Raw genomic sequence first — 19,257 nt, forward strand, 5'->3', positions numbered from 1 at the left:
GGCCGAACCGATCCGGGCCGTGTGCGGCGGCTGTCCGCTCAGACCCGTTCCTTGGACCGGGTCCGTACCCGCAGCGCGATCGGCTTCTGGGTTTCGGCGAAGAAATCGTTGCCCTTGTCGTCCACCACGATGAACGCCGGGAAATCCTCGACCTCGATCTTCCAGACCGCTTCCATACCCAGTTCCGGGTATTCGAGGACCTCCACCGATTTGATGCAGTCCAGCGCGAGCCGGGCGGCGGGGCCGCCGATCGAGCCGAGATAGAAGCCGCCGTGTTCCTTACAGGCCCGGGTGACCTGAGCCGAACGGTTGCCCTTGGCGAGCATGACGAACGAACCACCGGCCGCCTGGAACTGATCCACGTACGAATCCATCCGGCCCGCCGTGGTGGGCCCGAAGGATCCGGAGGCGTAACCGTCGGGTGTCTTGGCCGGTCCGGCGTAGTAGACGGCCATATCCCGCAGGTACTGCGGCATCTCCTCGCCCGCGTCGAGCCGTTCCTTGATTTTGGCGTGCGCGATGTCGCGGGCCACCACCAGCGGACCCGACAGCGAGAGCCGTGTCTTCACCGGGTATTTCGACAGTTCCGCCCGGATCTCGTCCATCGGCCGGTTCAGGTCGACCTGCACGACATCGCCGCCGAGGATCTCGTCGGTCTGCTCGGGAAGGTACTGCGCGGGTTCGCGTTCGAGCTGTTCCAGGAAGACGCCTTCGGGCGTGATCTTGGCCAGCGCCTGCCGGTCCGCCGAGCACGACACCGCCAGCGCGACCGGGCAGCTCGCGCCGTGGCGCGGCAACCGCACCACCCGGACGTCGTGACAGAAGTACTTGCCGCCGAACTGGGCGCCGATCCCGAACGACTGGGTCAGTGTGAACACTTCCTGCTCGAGTTCGAGGTCGCGGAAGGCGTGGCCGGCCATCGACCCCTCGGTGGGCAGGGTGTCCAGATAGTGCGCCGAGGCGTATTTCGCGGTCTTCAGCGCGAACTCGGCACTGGTCCCGCCGATCACCACGGCGAGGTGGTACGGCGGGCAGGCCGCGGTGCCCAGCGAGCGGATCTTCTCGTCCAGGAACTCGATCATCCGCGCGGGGTTCAGGATGGCCTTGGTCTCCTGGTACAGGAACGATTTGTTCGCCGACCCGCCGCCCTTGGCCATGTACAGGAACTTGTAGGAAGGCTGCGCGGTATCGCCGGGCGTCGAATACAGCTCGACCTGGGCAGGCAGATTGGAGCCGGTGTTCTTCTCGTCCCACATGGTGACGGGCGCCAGCTGCGAATAGCGCAGGTTCAGCTTCGTGTAGGCGTCGAACACTCCGCGGCTGATCCATTCGGCGTCGTCGACGCCGGTGAGCACACCTTCGGATTTCTTGCCCATCACGATCGCGGTGCCGGTGTCCTGGCACATCGGCAGGATGCCGCCGGCCGAGATGTTCACGTTCTTGAGCAGGTCCAGCGCGACGAAGCGGTCGTTACCGCTGGCCTCGGGATCGTCGATGATCCGGCGCAGCTGGGCCAGATGCGCGGGCCGCAGATAGTGGCTGATGTCGTGCATCGCCTCCGCGGTCAGCATCCGCAGGACCTCGGGGTCGACCTGCAGGAAGGTCCGGCCGCCGGATTCGAAGGTGCTGACGCCCTCCGTGGTGAGCAACCGGTACGTGGTGTCGTCGGCGCCGATCGGGAGCAGGTCTGAATAGCGGAATTCGGGAGCGGTCACCGATCGCACTCCTTTGGAGGTGGGCTGCGGTTCGAACACGGCACAGCCGCGGGGTGAACGCCATTGTGCCGGGGGTCAAGCACAACGAGCCTAGCGACCGGCGCGCGAAGCCCTGCTAGTTAGGCAAACCTAAATCGTAACCTCTCGAACGCGAGTACGGGCAGACTCGGCATAGGCCGCTCCTGATGATCGCCGGTTCGGAAGCGGAGAGCGCCTATTTCAGCCGGGAGGCGATCGACCGCGCAGCCGAGCCCGAGGAGCTCGTCGTCATCGACGGCGCCACCCACGTCGATCTCTACGACAAGGACGAATACGTCACCCCGGCCGTCACCGCGCTCACGGAGTTCTTCGGCAGGCATCTGGGCAGCGAATGAGGCCCGCCGCGCCGCCACCGGAGGTCCGGCGCGGCCGGCGAGTCCACTACCGCGACAGCGTCACACCGAGCCGGTGGCCGATTCCGGCAACCGGATCTGCGCCGCCACGTCGACGCCCAGCCGACGTTCGAAGCCTTCGGGAATCACGATGTCGGAGCGCTCCAGATCGGTGATGCTGGTCTTGCGCAGTCCGAGCAGCGCGGAATCGATACCGCCACGCAGGATGTCGAGCACGTTCTCCACCCCGGCCTGCCCGTTCGCCGCCAGACCCCACAGGTAGGCGCGGCCGATCATCACCGCGCGGGCGCCGAGCGCCACCGCTTTGACCACATCGCTGCCGCGCCGGATGCCGCCGTCCAGCAGGATCTCGATCTCGTGTCCCACCGCGTCCGCCACCACCGGCAGCGCACGGATGGACGCCGGGGTTCCGTCGAGGTTGTTGCCGCCGTGGTTGGACACCGAGATGGCGGCCACCCCGGCGTCCACGGCACGGCGCGCGTCGTCCACCCGCATCACACCCTTGAGCATCACCGGCCCGCCCCACTGCTCGACCACCCAGGCGACATCGTCCCAGTCCGGCGCCGTGGTACCCATCCATTCGCCGTATGCCCCGAAGAATCCGGGGGCCGGGGCGTCACCGAGTGCCATATTGGGGGCGGTGAGGTCGGGCAGCGAACCGGATCGCAGGTAGCGGGTGAGCCAGCGGGGTTTGGCAACCACCTGCGGCGCGAAACCCGCCATGGTGCGCAGATCCAGTTTCTCCGGGATCACCGGACTGCCCCAATCGCGACCGTGCGAAAAGGACCAGTCGAGAGTGAGGATGAGTCCGACGGCGCCCGCCGCCTTCGCCCGGGCCATCCGCCCGGCGATGTCGTCCTTCGAGCCGCACCAGTAGAGCTGGAAGAAGGTGGACGGGTTCGCGGCGACGACCTCTTCGACCGGTTTGCTCGCGAACGACGACAGCCCCATCGCGGTACCGCGCGCCGCGGACGCGCGAGCGACGGCCACCTCGCCGTCGGGGTGCACGGCCTGGACCCCGGTCGGCGAGATGATCACCGGCATCGAGATCTGCTGGCCCAGCACGGTGGTGGACTGGTCGCGTTCGCCGATCGGGCCGGCGACGTGCGGCGCGAAACCGAGTTCGCCGAACGCCGCCTGGTTGTCGTCGATCGTCTGACCGCGTTCCGAGCCGGCGACCAGCGCGCCGTATACCGATTTCGGCAGTCGTTTCTTCGCCCGCCGATGGGCTTCGGCGACGGTTTCGAACCACGGATTCATGGTCGGATCCTTTCCACTGGTTCCGGCCACCACTGCCGGATCTGTTCGGACAATTGGGAGACGAGCCGGTCGAGCAACTCCGCGCCCTCGGCCGCGGTGGCGCCGGTGGGGTCGCCGAGCACCCCGTTGGCGCTCACCGCCCCCACTCCGCCCTCTCGCAACCGCGGCAGGATCTCGGCCAGCGGACGTGTTTCGCCGGGTTCGGCGCGCTCGGTACGCACTCTGCCCGGATCGAGACTCAACTGCAGGGAGGTCTCGGCGCGCCCGGCGTGGGCGTCACCGGCGTAGCGCGGGAGATACAGGCGGACGTCGCGCGATTCCGCGCGTAACAGGGTCACCGCGCGGCGCAGGGCCTCGATATTTCCGCCGTGGCCGTTGACCAGGACGATCCGGTCGAAGGTTTCGGTGGCGGAGCGGCACAGTTCGACGATGAGCAGTTCCAGGGCGGCCTGCCCGATCGAGAGGGTCCCGGGGAAGCCGGCGTGCTCGCCGCTGGCGCCGTAGGAGACGGTGGGCGCGATGAGCACGTCCGGCCGGCGCGCGGCCAGGCCGGTGCACAGGGCGCGGGCCAGATCGCTGTCGGTGGACAGCGGCAGGTGCGGGCCGTGCTGTTCGGTCGCCCCGACCGGGACCGCGAGTACCGGCGCGGCCGCGCGCAGCGCGCCCACCTCGGGCCATGTGAGGTCCACCACCATCATGCGGCGAGATTATCGTCAGTGACTGACATAATCAAGGGGTTCACGCTGGGGACTTCGTTCCGTGGACTGCTGCGCCTCACGTCGACATCGGATCCGGACATCGAAAGCCGGCGCACCACTGGAGCCGAGTTCAGCAAGGCACTTCGAGGCCGAGGCCCGCGTCGTCGTTCAGCCCGCCGAGCGCATGCGCCGCAGGCGCAGGTCGTCAGGGTTGAACGACGACACTCAGGGGGCCTCGCCCCCGCGCGCGCCGACGCGCCGAAAGCAGAGCACTATTTAACCTGTGACGGCACAACATCCCCGGGGCCGCCCGCGGGGCACCACCAAACGCGAACTCGAACTCATCGCGATGCGGTTGTTCAGCGAGCAGGGATTCGACGAGACCACCGTGGAACAGATCGCTGCCGCGGCCGGGATCAGCGGCCGCACCTTCTTCCGTTACTTCTCCGGAAAGGCGGAGGTGCTCTGGTATTCGTTCGACGACGAGGTGACCGCGCTGCGCGCCGCCTTCGCCACCGTGCCCGAGGCCGAGCCGATGATGTCGGCAGTGCGCAGGGTGGTGGTGAATGCCAACCGCTACCGCGCCGAGGACGTGGCCGAACTGCGGGTCCGGATGAAACTGGTCGCCGATGTCCCGGCGCTGACGGCGACCGCCGGCACCCATTACGACGCCTGGGAGCGGGCGGTGGGTGAGTTCGCGGCGACGCGACTGGGCGAGCCCGCGGACGCGCTCGTCCCGATGGCCGTGGGCCGGACCACCCTGGCCGCCGCCCGCGCCGCCTTCGACGCCTGGCTGGCGCGGGCGGACGCGGACCTCACCGTCTACCTCGACCACGCGCTCGCGGCGCTCGAACGAGGATTCGCGGTACCCGATGCGAACTCCGTCACGCCGACGCGATAAAACCGGACCAGCAGGTTTCACCAGTATGGGCGCAGGGGTATGACTAGGCTCGGTAACGGCACGACCGCCGGAAAATCTATGATGTACGCGACCGCCGTCGAAAGGGGCACAAGTTACATGTCCGAGGTGTCCATGGGCCTTTCGGCGGACTCATTGGCTGCGGGACCCGTCGACAATCTGCTACCGCAGCTCGTCGAACACCTGCGCCAGAACCGCACCGCGCTCCGGGAGGAATGGGCCCGGCGCATCACCGAGGCGCGGCTGCTCACCGCGATGACGCCGGAGGAAGTCTTCTCCGAGGCCACCTCGGTGTACGACAACTACGTCGAGGTGCTGGAAACCGGTAGCGTCGAGGCGCTGCAGGCCTACGCCCGCGATCTCTCCGAGCGCATCATTCCCCGAGGCGTGGAGACCGACGAGGTCCTCGGCATGGTGTTGCTGCTGCGCGATGTGCTGGCCCGTTCGCTGTTCGAGAAGTACCAGTCCAATTTCGAGCTGCTCAACTCGGTGCTCGACGCCTACGAACCGGCGGCCAACCGGATCGCCAACACCGTGGCCATCTCCTTCGTCCAGGAACGCGAACGCGTCATCCGCCAGCAGCAGGAAGCCATCCGCGAGCTGTCCACCCCGGTGCTCCAGGTGCGCGAACAGCTGCTCATCCTGCCGATAATCGGCGTTCTGGACAGTCAGCGCGCCCGCCAGCTCACCGAGCAACTGCTGCGGGCCATTCGGAACAACCGTGCCAAGGTGGTCGTCATCGATATCACCGGTGTACCCGATATCGACTCCACCGTCGCCAACCACCTGGTGCAGACGGTGGACGCGTCCGGACTGATGGGCGCCAGCGTGATCATGACCGGCCTGTCGTCGGAGATCGCGCTGACCCTGGTCACCATCGGGCTGGACCTGTCGAAGATGAACGCGGTCGGCGACCTGCAGGGCGGTATCGAGGAGGCGGAGCGGTTACTGGGCTACGAAGTGTCGAGAGTGACCGAGCGCAGCGAACGCGATTCGCGCTGACCGGAATTCGATAATGCCAGTACCGATCCTCAAACAGGGCACCTATCTCATCGCGTCGGTGCAGTCCGCACTGACCGATGCCGATACCGAGCGGCTGCAGGACGACCTGATGAAACAGGTCAGCAAGTACCGCGCCCAGGGCATCATCGTCGATGTCACCGCCATCGACGTGATGGACTCCTTCGCGGCGAGGTCGCTGCGAACCATCGCGCACATGACCCAGTTACGCGGTGCCGAAACCGTCATCGTGGGCTTGCAACCCGAGGTCGCGTTCGCGATGGTGCAACTAGGCCTCACCTTCGAGGACATGCACACCGCACTGGACCTCGAGGAGGGCTTGGCCTGGCTGAACCGCAAGGCTTCGCGGCGCCAGCACCGAGATGGTCGTGACAGTGCCCGCTGAACAGGTGGTTATCGCGGTGAAGATGTCGAACGACATCGTGACCGCACGTCAGGCCGGACGTGAGCTGGCCGAAGAACTCGGCTTCACGCTCACCGATCGGACGATGATCTCCACAGCGATCTCCGAGGTCGCGCGGAATATCACCAGTTACGCCGGCAGCGGTGAGATCCGACTGCAGGTCGACGAACGCGACGGTCGCCGCGCCCTCGTGGTCCAGGCAAAAGATCAGGGGCCCGGGATCATCGATATCGCCCGGGCCATGGAGGACGGTTACTCGACCGGCCTGGGCCTGGGACTGGGACTTCCCGGCGCCAAACGGCTGATGGACGGTATGGCCATCGAATCCGCGCCCGGTGCAGGCACGTTGGTGGAGATGTGGAAGTGGGTACCCCACGGTGCATGAGGACGGGTTCATCGGCCGGATCGAATGGGCCATGGCCGGCCGCGCCCTCCCTGGACAGGATGTGTCCGGGGATCGCTGTGTCGTCCTGGACACCGGCACCGGCACCGTGCTGTTCGCGGTTCTCGACGGCCTCGGCCACGGTACGGCGGCGGCCGCCGCGGTGGACCGGGCCACCCGGGTGCTCGCCGAGAACCGCGCCGAACCGCTGGATGTGCTGATGGTGCTGTGCCATCGGGCCATGTCCGACACCCGCGGCGCGGCGGTCACCCTGACGCTGTTCGGTGCGGAAGAAGCGCAGTGGCTCAGCGTCGGCAATGTCGAATCCCATGTGCTCACCGCCGGGCCCACCGGGCCCCAGATCAGCGCCACCGCATTGCAGAGCGGCGGCATCGTCGGGTATCGGCTGCCGTCCACCCTGCAGCCGCAGAGCGTTCCGGTCCGACCGGGTGATCTGCTGCTCATGTCCACCGACGGGGTGGAGGTGGAACCGGGCCAGGGCGTCGATCTCGCGAAATCGACGGCGGATATCGCGCAGGAACTGCTGGAGCGGCACGCCAAGGACACCGATGACGCGCTGGTTCTCGCGGCGCGGGTCCGGGGCGCCTCGAACGGAACAGTCCAGCGAGAAGCGTCGTGATGCGGCGAGGCCGGCGATGAGCACGGTGCTGGCGGCATTCCTGGACGCCTACGCCGACGCACTGCGCCGCCATCTCGCCGCCCCCGAACGCGACGGTCTGGCCGAGGGGCACGAACTGGGTCGCCGGGCCCTGGTCGAAGGCATCAGTCTGCTCGACCTCACCGAACACCACTTCCGGGTGGTGAAACAGGTGCAGGCCGAAGCCCTCGCTACCGCGCCCGGCGACGACGGGCCGGACACGGCGGCGCGCCCGGAGAGCCCGCTGGCGGAGAACGCGCTCGAGTTCCTGCTGCAGACATTGATCACCCTGGATGTCGCGACCCGGGGCTACCTGGACGGCACCCGTCGGTACGAGCAGCAGCGGTCCCGCGCCGATGATCTCTCCAGCCGCGACGAATTCCGCACCGCCCTGGTCGAATCGCTACAGGACGGTTTCTTCGTCGCCGACGCGCGCGGCACCCTGATCGAGGTCAACAAGGCGTTCGGCGAGCTCACCGGATACGGCGCCGCCGGGGTGCCCTATCCCCTGCCGCATCCGTGGGCGATTCCGGAGGGGCCCCGCTATCCCGATCTCGGCACCGAGGCGTCCCGCTTCGTGGTGCCGGTACAGCATCGCGACGGCCGGCGCCGCTGGATCGCGGTGAGCACCAGTGCGCTGGTGCAACCCGACGGCGAGGAGCATATTTTCGTCGGCACCGTCCGCGATGTCACCGCCGAACACGACGCCCAGGCTCGCGACCAGGCAGCGAACCGGCTGGCCACCGCACTGGCCGCGGCGACCACGGTGGCCGAAGTGCTCGAGGTCGGCCTGGACGAATTGCGGCGCACCGTCGGCGCGGAGACCGCGGTGGTGGCGGTCTGGACGGGCCTCACCGCACCGGAGGTCTACATCTCCGGTACTCCCCCGGGCACCGCGCCCGGAGCCGGCCTCGAACCCGCGACGGAGGCCATTCTCAAACGGGCCCGGTTGCGGCCCGGGCGCACTCTCATCGCCGTGCCGGAGGGCGCGGGCAGCGCCCAGGGAATCGTCGCCCCGCTCGGCGAGAAGCGGGATGCCGCGCTGTGGCTGCGGTTCGCGGTGCCCCGTGTCGTCGATGCCGCCGACTGGACGTTGTTCTCGCTGCTCATCGGCCATCTGAGCCTGGCGGTGCAGCGGGCCCGCAACTTCGACCAGGCCCGCTCCACCTCGCTGACCCTGCAGCGTGCCATGCTCGGGCCGATCGAACTGCCGCCTCGCTTCTCGGTGCACTACGAACCCGCCCTGCCGCCGTTGGAGATCGGCGGCGACTGGTACGACGTGGTGCCGCTGCCGGACGGAACCATCGGTGTGGTGGTCGGCGACTGCGTGGGCCGCGGACTGTCCGCGGCGGTCGTGATGGGGCAGTTGCGCACGGCCGCCCGCGCGCTGCTGTTGCGCGGTGCCGGGCCGGCCCAGCTGCTCTCCGAACTCGACCCGGTGGCCGCCCGGATTCCGGGCGCCCTGTGCACCACCGTGTGCGCGGCGGTGCTGGACCCGGTGCGCGGGCTGGTGCGCTACAGCAACGCCGGCCATATGCCCCCCATCCTGGCCGATGTGGACAAGGTCGGACGGATGCTGGAGGGCGGCCGGTCGGTCCCGCTGGCGACGTTCGAGACCCCGCGGCGGCCCGAGGCCACCACCCCGCTGCCGCCGGGGTCGACGCTGGTGTTGTTCACCGACGGCCTGGTGGAGCGCCGCGGCGAGGATATCGACGAGGGTTTCGCGAAAATCGCCACGATCCTGGCCGACACGGCCGAGCGACTACCGCGTGAGGTCGCGGATTCGGTGCTGTCGGCGCTGCGGCCGGAGGGCGGATACGACGACGATATCGCCATGGTGGTCTACCGCCAGCCGCCCGCCCCGCTCCGGCTCGACGTACCGGCCCGGCCCGACCGGCTGGCGATGCTGCGTCGTACCCTGACATCGTGGCTGTCGTCCGCGGGGGTCCCGCACAACCTGACCTCCGACCTGGTCGCGGCCACCAACGAGGCGTGCAGCAACAGTATCGAGCATGCCTATCAGAACGGCGGCGGTGACGACGAACGGGTTGTACTCACCGCCGAATGCGTGGGTGATCGGGTGGTCATCGAGACCACCGATACCGGGGTCTGGCGGCCGCGGCCGGTCGATCCGGGCCCGCGCGGCCGCGGAATCGATATGATGCGGGCACTCACCGAAGAACTCGAAATTGACCACCCGGGATCCGGCACCCGGGTACGGATGTCGGTCACTCTTCCGGCGATCACGTTCCCGGTGGCCAGCGCCCTGCGCGGGACGGCGAATCGGTCCGGCGGGGACACGATGCAGCGAGATCGAGAGACTCATGGCAGATTGTGAAGATGTGACCAATACTCCTCCAGACGCGAATCCGCTCACGGATACGATGACGACCGCGGTCGCCGACCACGACGGCGTCACCGTGCTCACGGTTACCGGGGAGGTCGACCTCGCCACGGCCCCCGCCCTGGAGACCGCGATCGACACGGCGCTCGATGCCGGACCGGCCGCCCTGGTCGTCGACCTGGCCGCGGTGAGTTTCCTGGCGTCGGCCGGAATGGCGGCGCTGGTCGCCGCCCATCAGCGGGCCGCGGACAAGACCACGATCGCCCTGGTGGCCGAGGGCCCGGCTACCAGCCGGCAGCTCAAGATGACGGCACTGGACCAGGTCTTCGCCCTGCACACCACGCTGGATGCCGCCCTGTCGAGCTTCCGGGACGCCTGAACGAACGCAGACGACTCGGGCCGGGCCCGGCGGAGGATGCTCCGCCGGGCCCGGCCCGAGTGTTTCGGGTCCGGGCCGGCGCGGGGTCAGTCGCAGATCGCCCGGAACTGTTCGATGAGCTTGACCCGGTCGGCCGGTGTCGCGGCCAGCGGCGCGACATTGAGCACGGTGACACCGGCCTCGGCGAACGCGGCGACCCGTTCCTTCACGTACCCCGCCGGGCCGATCAACGAGATAGCGCGGACGAGTTCGTCCGGAACCACCTGGGTCGCCTCGTCTTTCTTCCCGGCCAGGTACAGCTCCTGGATCCGGTCGGCCTCGGCGCCGTAGCCGTACTTGGTGGCGAGGGCGTGGTAGAAGTTCTTGCCCTTGGCGCCCATCCCGCCGATATACAGGGCCAGCATCGGCTTGACGAATCCCAGCAGCGGTTCGACGTCTTCGCCGATGGCCAGCGCCGGCCCGGCATAGACGTCGAGCGGGCCGAGTTCGGGATCCCGCTTCTCCTTGCCGGCGCGCAACGCGTCGCCGAAGACCGCGTCGGCGCGTTCGGGCAGGAAGAAGATCGGCTGCCAGCCCTCGGCGACCTCGGCTGCCAGCTGTACGTTCTTGGGGCCCAGCGCGGCGAGCAGCACCGGAATGCGTTCGCGCACCGGATGATTGATCAGCTTCAACGGTTTACCGAGACCGGTGCCCGTACCCTCGGGCAGCGGGATCTGGTAGTACTTGCCCTGATAGTTCAGCTTCTCCCGGCGCCAGACTTTCCGGCAGATCTCCACGAGCTCACGGGTCCGCCCGATGGGCGCGTCGTAGGGGACGCCGTGAAATCCCTCGATGACCTGCGGCCCGGAGGCCCCGAGACCGAGGACGAACCGGCCGTCGGAGACGAAGTCCAAGCCCGCGGCGGTCATCGCGGTCAGTGTGGGAGTCCGGGTGTAGAGCTGCAGGATTCCCGACGCCAACTGCAATCGGGAGGTCTTGGCGGCGAGGTAGCCCAGCGCGCTCACCGCGTCGAACGAGTACGCCTCGGGCACGAACACTATGTCCAGGCCCGCGCGCTCCAAATCGGCCACTTCGGCCGCCGCCTCGGTGAAGCCGCCCGAATAGTTGATGCTCAATCCGATCCGCATGTCCTCAACATAATCCCGGTTACGGGGTGGCCCGGCACCGGCCACGCCGAGCGAGGAGGTAGGTTGAACCTCGTAACCCCGAGAGCCGTGTAGCAAACTTAGAGCAATTGGATCGAGAAAGGCCGAATCGTGTCGCAGCCCACCCAATCGCCACAGCACACCGCCACCGGGCTCGGCGGTTCGCCGATCGGTGACTACCTGGGCGAACTCGCGGCGAAGGTGCCGGCCCCGGGCGGCGGCGCGGTCGCCGCGCTGCACGCCGCCCAGGGCGCCGCGCTGGTCGCCATGGTCGCGCGCTACACCACCCGGGCCAAGGACGCCGAGCACCGGCCGGTGATCGACCGGATCATCGAATCCGCCGATACCGCACGTCACCGGGCCCTCGCCCTGGCCGACGCCGATGCCGACGCTTTCACCGCGGTCGGCGCCGCCTACAAATTGCCCAAGGGCACCGACAGCGAGGCCGCCGCACGGTCGGCGGCGATCCACGACGCCCTGCTGGAAGCGGCCCGCGTCCCCGCGGCCGTGATCGACGAGGCCGACGGAATACTGACCCTGGCAGCCGAATTGCTGCCGATCGGTAACCCGAATGTGGTCACCGATATCGGCGCCGCGGCCGCGGCCGCCCGGGCCGCCGCGGTGACCTCGCAGCTGAATATCGAGATCAATGTGGTCTCGCTTCCGGACGAACAAGCCGCCGCATTCACCGAGGTCCTGGCACGGATCCAGGAAATCACCGCACGGGCGGATTCCCTCCACCAGGAGGTGCTACATGCGGTCCGCGGCGGATGATTCAGGTGCACATATCAGCACGCGCGAATTAACCAGGTTTATGCCGAACTGGGATTATTCGAGATCAGATGAACAACGGAGCACGCGTAGAATAGGCCTCGTTCCTGATATTCACACTGCTCCACCGCTCGACCCAGGCAGCACCAGCTAGACCGGCCGGCGGGGCACCGGCGGCCGGGGAACTGTTTGCCCCAGCTCGACGAGTGCAGGAGGTAACGGTGAGGATCGGGTACACATCGGCGCCGGCCGCGGCGGAAGTCACTGAGCCGGGTATCGATGTCATCACCGAACACGGAGTCGTATCCAATATCGCCGACTGTTCGGCGGATCCAGGAGTGTTGACGCTGGGACAAGCCCGGCGCGCGCACGATATCCATCGGCTCTGTTCTCCCGAATGTCAGGTCCGTAGACGGGCCGGACTCACCTTGGCCATTGCGTCGGCCACCCCCGACCGGCCCGCGTTCGGCATTTCGCCCGGCCGGTCGGCGTACTACGGCGATTGATTCCCGCGCGGCGGGCACAAACTTCGACCCGTCGCGCCTCTTTCCCACGCCGGGTATTCCGGCGTGCTTCCGATAGCTCGACCGCTCTCGTACCGAATGGTTCTTGATCAGCTCCACCCATTGGCCGGGCGGCGATTCTCGCATGTCGCGCGACCACTAGTCGAGGAGGAAGAGTTGAGTACCATATTCACGAATTCGGAATCCGAATCGGATACCCCGGCGCGAAAATCGCAGCGCGCCCGCTTCGGCGGAGCCGGACGGAACCACCCGTTGAACATCGTCCTGGTCGCGCCCCCGTATTTCGATGTCCCCCCGGCCGGTTACGGCGGCGTGGAGGCCGTGGTAGCCGAACTCGCCGACACCCTGGTCGCCCGCGGTCACCGGGTGACGCTGCTGGGCGCCGGAAAGCCCGGTACCGAGGCGGAATTCGTGCCGATCTGGGAAACCACCCAGGCCGATCGGCTGGGCGACCCCTTTCCCGAAGTCGTCAACGCGCTCAAAGTGCGTCGCATGGTGGAGAAGCTGGCCCGCTCCCGGCATATCGACATCATTCACGACCACACTTTCGCCGGTCCGCTGAACGCCCCCGCCTACGAGGCACTGGGCATTCCGACCGCGGTCACCGTGCACGGGCCGGTCGACAACGATATGTGGGAGTACTACGGCTCGCTCGACGAACACACGCGGCTCGTCGCCATCAGCGACCGGCAGCGGGAACTGGCGCCGAGCTTCAACTGGATCGGCCGCGTGCACAACGCATTGCGACCCAGTGAGTGGCCGTTCCGCACGGAGAAGGAGGACTACGCGCTGTTCCTCGGGCGCTACGCCTCCTACAAGGGCCCTCATCTGGCCCTGCACGCCGCACACGAAGCCGGGCTGAAGCTCGTCCTCGCCGGCAAATGCAACGAGCCGCCCGAAAAAGCCTTCTTCGCCGCGGAGATCGAACCGCTGCTCACCGATACCGACCACGTCTTCGGGGAAGCGGACGCGGTCGCGAAACGGGAGCTACTCGCGGGTGCGCGCTGCCTGCTGTTCCCGATCCAATGGGAAGAACCGTTCGGCATCGTGATGATCGAGGCCATGGCCTGCGGCACACCCGTGGTGGCGCTGCGCGGCGGCGCCGTCGAGGAAGTGATCGAGGACGGGGTCACCGGGATCATCTGCGATCATCCGGACGAACTGCCGGCGGCGATCGCCAGGGCGAGCGAACTCGATCCGCACGCCTGCCGCCGCCGGGTCGAAGATTATTTCGGCGTGGATCAGCTGGGTGCCGGGTACGAGGCCGCCTATTACCGCATACTCGATGCGTGGGACGAAGCCCACAGTAGGGGCCAGGCATTGACCGCCGTCGGTATGCGCCGCAACCAGGTACCCGCGATACGCGCCGACGCCGGCACGACACCGGTATGGAGTAGGGCATGAACGCACCGCCGAGAATTCTCAACTCCGGCCAGCCCGCCGCCGTGAACGGCGGCGGCGGGACGGTCACCCTGGTCGAGGCGAGCACCTTCTGCTTGTCCGACCCACTCGGCGATATCCATTCCGGCACCTCGCAGGGCCTGTTCTACCGGGACTCCCGAGTGATCTCACGCTGGGAGCTGCGGCTGGACGGGCAACCGGCCGAGCACCTCACGGTGCTCACCCCGGAAGCCTTCAAAGGCCGGTTCATCCTGCGTAAGCCCCCGCGTGCCGGGGTGGCGGACAGCACCGTGCTCGTGGTGCGCCGCCGCCTCATCGGCAACGGCCTCAAGGAATCCATCACCGTGCACAACCTCGGTCACGAGGACACGGCGATGACCATCACCTTGTTCGTCGATTCCGATTTCGCGGATCTGTTCGCGGTCAAGGAGGGTCGCAACCACGGCGGCGGCGCCGAACACAACGCCGCGGACGGCGATCTGCATCTGACCGACCATTCCGAAGCCGGTCGTGGGCTGACCATCAGCGCCACGGCCGGGGCGGTCATGCTGCCCGGCACCATCACCTGGCAGGTGGTGGTGCCGGCCCGCGGCCGCTGGGATACCGAGATCCTGGCGCAGCCCGTGGTCTCGCACCGTCGCGTGCAGATGGCGTTCGGCGATGACGAGGACAGCCCGATCAGCCGGCTGAAGGCGTGGCGGGCCACCGCCACCGATCTCACCGCCACCGATCCGGCATTGTCGGAGGTGTTGCAGCGCACCGAGAGCGATCTCGGCGCGCTGCGCATCGACGGCAGCTCCGACGGCGCACCGGCCTATGTCGCCGCCGGAGCGCCCTGGTTCATGGCCCTGTTCGGCCGCGACAGCCTGCTCACCTCGTGGATGGCGCTGCCGCTGGATTCCGCGCTCGCGGTCGGCACCCTGCGGCGACTGGCGGATCTACAGGGGACGAAGCTCAATCCGATCACCGAGGAGGAACCGGGTCGCATCATGCACGAGATGCGGCACGGCCCGGCCAGCGGCCAGGTGCTCGGCGGCACCGTCTACTACGGTTCGGTCGACGCGACACCGCTGTTCGTCATGCTGCTGGCCGAATGCTGGCGGTGGGGCGCCGGCGACTCGGTGATCCAGGAACTGCTCCCGGCCGCCGACGCGGCGCTTGCCTGGATCGACGAGTACGGGGACGCCGACGGCGACGGGTTCGTCGAATACCGCCGCAAAACCGATCGCGGGTTGAGCAACCAGGGGTGGAAGGACAGTTTCGACTCCATCAACGACGCGTCGGGTCATCTGGCCGAACCGTCCATCGCCCTGTGCGAGGTCCAGGGGTACGTGTACGCGGCCCGGCTGGCACGGGCCCAGCTCGCCGAGCACTTCGGCGACAACGGCACCGCCGCACGGCTGCGCGATCAGGCCGAGAACCTCAAGGACCGGTTCGACGAGGCGTTCTGGGTCGCCAAGAACGGCTGGTACGCCGTCGCCCTGGACGGGCAGAAGAACCAGGTCGACTCACTGACCAGCAATGCCGCGCAGTGCCTGTGGACCGGGATCGTTTCCGACGAACGTGCCGCCGAACTGATCGAGCGGCTGGCCGATGTGAGCATGGACAGCGGTTTCGGTCTGCGTACCCTGGCCGCCAGCATGGGCGCGTTCAATCCGATGAGCTACCACAACGGCTCGATCTGGCCGCACGACACCGCGATCGCGGTCGCCGGTCTGCTGCGCTACCGGCATATCGCGGGCGCCGGAGAATTGGCCGAACGCCTCACCACCGGTCTGCTGGACGCGGCCGGTGAGTTCGGGGGCCGGCTGCCCGAGCTGTTCTGCGGTTTCGCCCGCACGGAGTTCCGCTCACCGGTCCCCTACCCCACCTCCTGTTCGCCGCAGGCGTGGGCGAGTGCGGCGCCGCTGCTGCTGGTGCGCTCGTTCCTCGGGCTGTCCCCGTGTGTACCGCACCGTGTCCTGCGGGTGACCCCGCAGTTGCCGCGGGAATGGGGCAAAGTGGGCCTGACGGACCTGCGCCTGGGATCTGCCACGGTGAGCATCCACGCCGAGGGCTCCACGATGCACGTCCACGGTTTGCCGGACGACTGGAAACTTGTCACCGAATAGCAATCACCCGGTGTGCCTACGTCGCGAACCGGTGCCGGGAGGGTATCTTAGGTGGTTTAGTTGATCATGGCCCCTTAGGATGGACGTCTGTCCACCAGTCGTCCGTAAGGGGTGGAACCATGAATATCGTTGCCCGGCACCTTTTTCTAGCGATCGCGATCGCACTCGGACTGGCCGTCGTCCCCGCCGGGGCGAACGCCATGACGATCGATCGACCCGATACCGCATCCGTGGCCTCGGTGAGCCCGCCCGACGGCGCCGTCGTAGGCATCGCCCATCCGGTTACCGTCCGGTTCTCGTCCGGGGTCGCCGATCGGACCCGCGCCGAGCAGTCGCTGTCGGTGACCGCCGGCGATCCGCTGCCCGGCGCCTATGCCTGGCGCGGAGACCGGGAACTGACCTGGACACCCAGCGGGTACCTGCCCGCGAACAGCACTCTCACCGTGAATTTCGGTGACCGCCGCACCCAGTTCGACACCAATGTCGGGGTGATCGCGGACGCGAACATGTCCACGCACACCTTCACCGTCAGCATGGGTGGCGTGCCGGTGCGGACCATGCCCGCGTCGATGGGCAAGCCCGGCTACGAGACGCCCACCGGTACCTATCCGGTGCTCGAGAAGTTCCAGAACATCATCTTCGACTCCCGGACGATCGGTATCCCGCTGGATTCGCCCGAGGGTTATCTGATCGACGGTGAATGGGCCGAGCGGCTCACCTGGGGTGGCGTATTCGTCCACTCCGCACCCTGGTCGGTCGACCAGCAAGGCAACTCCAATGTGAGTCACGGCTGCATCAATCTGGCTCCGGCCGACGCCTCCTGGTACTACGAGAACGTCGGCATCGGCGACCCGGTGAACATCCACTGGTGACCGGTTCCCGGGCGGGAGCGTCTCGTTCACGCCCGGGAACGCCCCCGCGCTGCGCGGCGGGCGCCGATCCACTAGAACAGTGGAGAGCGACCGCGCGTCGTGAACCGATGAAGGGGGCCGCGCCATGGATCGACCGCCCTCGGGTCCGCCCGGCGGGGAGTGGTACCGCGGGGACGAGGACTCCGGCGGCTCGCCGCACCCACCGGATCCCGGATACACCGACCCGGACCCGCACTCGCGCCGGCCGGACCTCTACACCCCGCAGTACGACCCGGCAGACCTGTCCGTGGCACCGGACGAGGCGATGCCCACCGAACCGATCCCGGTGCTCCGGCTCCCGGGCTGGGACAGCGGCAACGCCACCTACGAGGGCAGCTGGTCGGACTGGGTGGCGCGGGCGAACGAGGACTCGGCCGCGCCGGTCCGGGACCGCGAGCCGCACCCGGGCGCCACGGCCTACGCCGACCCGCCCGAAGCCGACATTCCCCACACGGACTCCCCAGCGCCCGACTCCGCGGACAGCACGCCGGCGGGAGCCCGGGAGCGGCTGCGCCGGCGCCTGACACCACCCGACCCGGCCGCGCCCGCACCCGACCGGTCCACCGAGTCCGCCCCCGGCCGAAACCGCTGGGTGCCGGCACTGCTGGGCATCGCCGGGGCCGGGGCGCTCGGCGCGGCCGCCTACGTCCAGTTCGCGGTCGTCGGCGGCGACGAGGCACACCCGCCCGCCGCGGCCGCGCCCAGCGCCACCGCGCCCGCTACGGCCGTACCCGACCAGAACTGTCCGGCCGAACGGGTCGGCAATACCGTGCAGGGCAACGATCCGGGCGGCGCAGATTCGGGTCCGGCGGCGATTTTCGGGTTTCAGCACGCTTATTACGTCACCCGATCCGGGGAGCAGGCCCGCGCCCTGGTCGCACCCGATGCCGCGGTGCCGTCGGCCGCCGATATCCAGCGGGGTATCGACACCATTCCCATCGGGACCACGCACTGCGTCCGAATAGCCCCCGGGGCCTTCGTCGGCCAGTACACCGTGTCGATCACCGAGTACCAGCCGGGGAGCGCGCCCCTGAGTTACAACCCGCAACTGGTCACGGCGATGCGAATCGGTGACCGAACCTTGATCACCGGTATCGGCCCCATGCCCTGAGTGCCACGATTCGGCCCGGATCGGCCGACGAGGTGGTCCGCCGCGACTCCGAGGAGCAGACTCGGAAGATGGACGCCATCGGTACGGCTCGGGTGCCCGACCATCCGACAGTGCAGGCAGCTCTTTCTCTCGCCCGGCGGGCCCCGTCGGTGCACAACACGCAACCATGGCGCTGGGTGTTTGACGGCCATCGGCTCCAGCTCTACCGCGATACCGCCCGGCAGTTGTTCTCGGCCGACCCGCAGGGCCGCCAGCTCGTGATCAGCTGCGGCGCCATGCTCGACCACGCGCGGACCGCGTTCGCGGCGGCGGGGTGGGATACCACAGTCACACGGCTGCCCGATACCGCGGCCGACCATCTGGCCACCCTCGACTTCGCACCGGCCCGGACGGTGTCGGATGCGGTCCGCGCCCACGCAACGGCCATCGAACGGCGCCACACCGACCGGTTGCCGATGCTGCCGCCCCGCGACTGGGACCGGGTGGCGCCCGGGCTGCACACCGCCGCCGCCGCGCACGACGTCACACTGGGTGTTCTGGACGACTCGGCCCGGCTGCGGCTGGCGGCCGCGTCGGCCCAGTCGGCGGCCCTGCGCGAATACGATCCGCAGTACCTGAACGAGCTGCACTGGTGGGCCGGCAACGACTCGCCCGCCGACGGGGTGCCGATCTCCGCGCTGGTCTCGGCGGCGGAGCTGGCACAGGTGGGAGTGGGCCGCGCCTTTCCGGTCGCACCGCCGTCGTTGCGGCGCGGCGAACTGATCGATGCCTCCCGGCTCCTGGTGATCGGTTCGGCCGCGGATAGCCCCCTCGACTGGCTCCGCACCGGCGAAGCCCTGTCCGCGGTACTGCTGGAGTGCACCGCGGCCGGGCTGGCGACCTGCCCGCTGACCCACATCACCGAGGTCCCGGTCAGCCGGCGCACCATCGCGAATCTGCTGCCCGAACCCGCCTCTCCGCAGGTGGTGGTGCGAGTGGGCACCGCGCCCGGTTCTTCGGCGCTGCCCCCGACACCGCGCCGCACCGTCGGCGATTTCCTGGAACTCCACCGCGCCGGCTGACCCGGGACCGCCCGGTGGCCGCGTGGGAACATCCCCGAGCCCGTCGGAATCG

General features: G+C 68.4%; 19 protein-coding genes. 15 read left to right on the plus strand and 4 right to left on the minus strand.

All coding sequences use genetic code 11. The features are described from left to right. Positions 1-38: 38 nt before the first annotated feature. Complete coding sequence (locus OG804_RS11915; RefSeq protein ID WP_328396863.1) at positions 39-1,715, minus strand: fumarate hydratase; 1,677 nt, start codon at positions 1,713-1,715, stop codon at positions 39-41. A 185-nt stretch (positions 1,716-1,900) separates the two neighbouring features. On the opposite strand from OG804_RS11915, the gene OG804_RS11920 reads away from it, so the two are divergent. Continuing rightward, the gene (locus tag OG804_RS11920) at positions 1,901-2,089 is read left to right on the plus strand and encodes an alpha/beta hydrolase (RefSeq protein WP_328396865.1); all 189 of its coding nucleotides are present in this window, start codon (positions 1,901-1,903) and stop codon (positions 2,087-2,089) included. A gap of 60 nt (positions 2,090-2,149) precedes the next feature. On the opposite strand, the gene mftD is transcribed toward OG804_RS11920, so the two are convergent. Next, positions 2,150-3,367, minus strand: coding sequence for a pre-mycofactocin synthase MftD (mftD, locus tag OG804_RS11925; protein WP_328396867.1), 1,218 nt, complete (start codon positions 3,365-3,367; stop codon positions 2,150-2,152). Further along, positions 3,364-4,062 carry a mycofactocin biosynthesis peptidyl-dipeptidase MftE gene (gene mftE / locus OG804_RS11930; protein WP_328398333.1) on the minus strand — a complete coding sequence of 233 codons (699 nt, stop codon included), beginning with the start codon at positions 4,060-4,062 and terminating at the stop codon, positions 3,364-3,366. The genes mftD and mftE overlap by 4 nt, the downstream gene beginning before the upstream one ends. 286 nt (positions 4,063-4,348) lie before the next feature. Here mftE and mftR point away from each other — a divergent pair, with 286 nt between their 5' ends. The 7 genes from mftR to OG804_RS11965 all read left to right on the plus strand — a co-directional run bounded on the left by mftR (position 4,349) and on the right by OG804_RS11965 (position 10,170). Further along, positions 4,349-4,966 (plus strand): mycofactocin system transcriptional regulator, encoded by a 618-nt coding sequence (gene mftR / locus OG804_RS11935; RefSeq protein WP_328396869.1) that lies wholly within the window; start codon positions 4,349-4,351, stop codon positions 4,964-4,966. 117 nt (positions 4,967-5,083) lie between these two features. Beyond that, positions 5,084-5,986 (plus strand): STAS domain-containing protein, encoded by a 903-nt coding sequence (locus tag OG804_RS11940; protein ID WP_328396871.1) that lies wholly within the window; start codon positions 5,084-5,086, stop codon positions 5,984-5,986. A gap of 13 nt (positions 5,987-5,999) precedes the next feature. Beyond that, complete coding sequence (locus OG804_RS11945) at positions 6,000-6,389, plus strand: STAS domain-containing protein (protein ID WP_328396873.1); 390 nt, start codon at positions 6,000-6,002, stop codon at positions 6,387-6,389. Next, on the plus strand, positions 6,367-6,792 hold the full coding sequence (locus tag OG804_RS11950; RefSeq protein WP_327150759.1) for an anti-sigma regulatory factor: 426 nt from the start codon (positions 6,367-6,369) through the stop codon (positions 6,790-6,792). Before OG804_RS11945 ends, OG804_RS11950 begins: the two co-directional genes overlap by 23 nt. After that, a complete protein-coding gene (locus tag OG804_RS11955) occupies positions 6,785-7,429 on the plus strand; it encodes a SpoIIE family protein phosphatase (RefSeq protein ID WP_328396876.1) in 645 nt (214 codons plus the stop codon). Before OG804_RS11950 ends, OG804_RS11955 begins: the two co-directional genes overlap by 8 nt. A gap of 16 nt (positions 7,430-7,445) precedes the next feature. Continuing rightward, positions 7,446-9,785, plus strand: coding sequence for a SpoIIE family protein phosphatase (locus tag OG804_RS11960; RefSeq protein WP_328396878.1), 2,340 nt, complete (start codon positions 7,446-7,448; stop codon positions 9,783-9,785). A 46-nt stretch (positions 9,786-9,831) separates the two neighbouring features. Next, the gene (locus OG804_RS11965) at positions 9,832-10,170 is read left to right on the plus strand and encodes an STAS domain-containing protein (RefSeq protein WP_328396880.1); all 339 of its coding nucleotides are present in this window, start codon (positions 9,832-9,834) and stop codon (positions 10,168-10,170) included. Positions 10,171-10,256: 86 nt separating this feature from the next. Here the strand turns inward: OG804_RS11965 and OG804_RS11970 are convergent, their stop codons facing one another. After that, positions 10,257-11,297 carry an LLM class F420-dependent oxidoreductase gene (locus OG804_RS11970; protein ID WP_328396882.1) on the minus strand — a complete coding sequence of 347 codons (1,041 nt, stop codon included), beginning with the start codon at positions 11,295-11,297 and terminating at the stop codon, positions 10,257-10,259. Between the two features lie 129 nt (positions 11,298-11,426). Between OG804_RS11970 and OG804_RS11975 the strand changes: the two genes are divergently transcribed. The 7 genes from OG804_RS11975 (at position 11,427) to OG804_RS12005 (ending at position 19,205) form a co-directional block, all read left to right on the plus strand. Next, positions 11,427-12,089, plus strand: coding sequence for a cyclodeaminase/cyclohydrolase family protein (locus OG804_RS11975; RefSeq protein ID WP_328396884.1), 663 nt, complete (start codon positions 11,427-11,429; stop codon positions 12,087-12,089). Between the two features lie 218 nt (positions 12,090-12,307). Further along, complete coding sequence (locus tag OG804_RS11980; RefSeq protein WP_328396885.1) at positions 12,308-12,592, plus strand: hypothetical protein; 285 nt, start codon at positions 12,308-12,310, stop codon at positions 12,590-12,592. A 270-nt stretch (positions 12,593-12,862) separates the two neighbouring features. Continuing rightward, positions 12,863-14,014 carry a glycosyltransferase family 4 protein gene (locus tag OG804_RS11985; RefSeq protein WP_328398335.1) on the plus strand — a complete coding sequence of 384 codons (1,152 nt, stop codon included), beginning with the start codon at positions 12,863-12,865 and terminating at the stop codon, positions 14,012-14,014. After that, on the plus strand, positions 14,011-16,122 hold the full coding sequence (locus OG804_RS11990; RefSeq protein ID WP_328396887.1) for an amylo-alpha-1,6-glucosidase: 2,112 nt from the start codon (positions 14,011-14,013) through the stop codon (positions 16,120-16,122). The genes OG804_RS11985 and OG804_RS11990 overlap by 4 nt, the downstream gene beginning before the upstream one ends. Positions 16,123-16,241: 119 nt before the next feature. Further along, entirely contained in the window at positions 16,242-16,994 is a 753-nt protein-coding gene (locus OG804_RS11995) for a L,D-transpeptidase (RefSeq protein WP_328396889.1), read from the plus strand. 124 nt (positions 16,995-17,118) lie between these two features. Next, complete coding sequence (locus tag OG804_RS12000; RefSeq protein WP_328396891.1) at positions 17,119-18,144, plus strand: hypothetical protein; 1,026 nt, start codon at positions 17,119-17,121, stop codon at positions 18,142-18,144. A 68-nt stretch (positions 18,145-18,212) separates the two neighbouring features. Beyond that, positions 18,213-19,205 carry an Acg family FMN-binding oxidoreductase gene (locus tag OG804_RS12005; RefSeq protein WP_328396893.1) on the plus strand — a complete coding sequence of 331 codons (993 nt, stop codon included), beginning with the start codon at positions 18,213-18,215 and terminating at the stop codon, positions 19,203-19,205. The last annotated feature ends 52 nt before the right edge of the window (positions 19,206-19,257 follow it).

It is taken from the genome of Nocardia sp. NBC_00416, from assembly GCF_036032445.1.
Lineage (GTDB): Bacteria > Actinomycetota > Actinomycetes > Mycobacteriales > Mycobacteriaceae > Nocardia.